1 protein-coding gene is annotated in these 1,271 nt (G+C 66.4%); it reads right to left on the bottom strand.

Going from position 1 to position 1,271, the window contains the following annotated elements; genetic code table 11:
* Positions 1-38 precede the first annotated feature (38 nt).
* A protein-coding gene (locus AACX88_RS17440; RefSeq protein ID WP_095376931.1) for an IS3 family transposase occupies positions 39-1,216 on the bottom strand; the annotation gives its coding sequence in 2 pieces (ribosomal slippage) (positions 39-958 and positions 958-1,216; 1,179 coding nt in all).
* Positions 1,217-1,271 lie beyond the last annotated feature (55 nt).

Here is a 1,271-nt window from a genome sequence, read left to right as displayed (position 1 = left end):
TGGGCTGTGTCAAGTTTCGTAGACGATCTCTTTGTGGATCAGGCGGCGATCGCGGCCTGAAGGGTGTAGTCGGCGCGCGCTTCGGCGGGCGTGCGGTAGCCGAGGCTCGAGTGGAGCCGCTGCCGGTTGTAGAAGACCTCGATGTACTGCATCACGTGGAACCTCGCCTGCTGGCGGGTGGCGAAACGATGCCGGTAGTACATCTCGTTCTTGAGCATCGAGAACCACGACTCGGCGACAGCGTTGTCGTGGCACGAGCCGGTGCGACCGACCGAGAGTCGCACGTCGAGCTCCTTCGCGAGAGCGGCGTATTCAGCCGATGTGTATTGAGCTCCGCGGTCCGAGTGAAAGATCGCGTTCGGTGCGATGCGGCCGTGCGCGTGGGCCATCCGCAGCGCGTCGCTGATCAGCTCGGTGCGCATGTGCGCGGCCATCGACCAGCCCACCACTTCACGGTTGTGGAGGTCGATCACGGTCGCCAGATAGAGCCATCCCTCGCCCGTGCGCAAGTAGGTGATGTCGCCCACGAGCCGCTCGCCGGGCCGGCAGGCGGTGAAGTCCCGGCGGATCAGGTCGGGGCGGTCGTGCTCGTCGTCGGCGGCGATCGTGGTGCGCTTGCTCGTCCGGGGCTGGATGCCGAAGATCCCCAGCTCGTTCATGATGCCGCGCACCAGCCCCTCCGAGGCGCTGATGCCGCGCCGAGCGAGCGCGGCGAGCACCCGCCGGAACCCGTTCACGCCGTTCGACTCAGCGTGTATCGTGCGGATCTGCTCTGCCAGCCACGTCCGCCGGGCTGCGGTCGGCGAGAGCGTGCCCTGCCGTTTCGCCCAGGCGTAGTAGCCGGCGCGAGAGACCTCGAGGAGCCTGGCCATGAGGCCGATCGTGTGGTTGGCCTTCTCCGCGTGCATGAGCGTGAACTTCTCGCTCACCGCTGTTCCTTCGCGAAGAAGGCCGCGGCTTTTTTCAAGAACGTGTTCTCCTCCGCCAGCCTGCGATTCTCCGCCTCCAGCCGCGCGATCCGCAGCGCCTCGGGCGCCGGCGGCGCCGTCTCAGGGTCGGGGTGCTGCGCCCGGTAGGTCTTCACCCAGTAGCCCAGCGAGCTCTCGTTGATCTCCAGCTCACGCGCGACCTGCGCGATCGGCCGGCGCCCCTGCACCACCAACTGGACCGCGTCGGCTTTGAACTCCGGCGTGAACGTCCTGCGATTCGTAGACATGATTCCCTGTCGTGCCTTCCTGGTAACGACTGTCTACGAGAAGTGTCACACCCCA

It is taken from the genome of Brevibacterium metallidurans (assembly GCF_037101285.1).
Taxonomy (GTDB): domain Bacteria; phylum Actinomycetota; class Actinomycetes; order Actinomycetales; family Brevibacteriaceae; genus Brevibacterium; species Brevibacterium metallidurans.
This window is presented reverse-complemented; position numbering and strand designations above follow the sequence as displayed.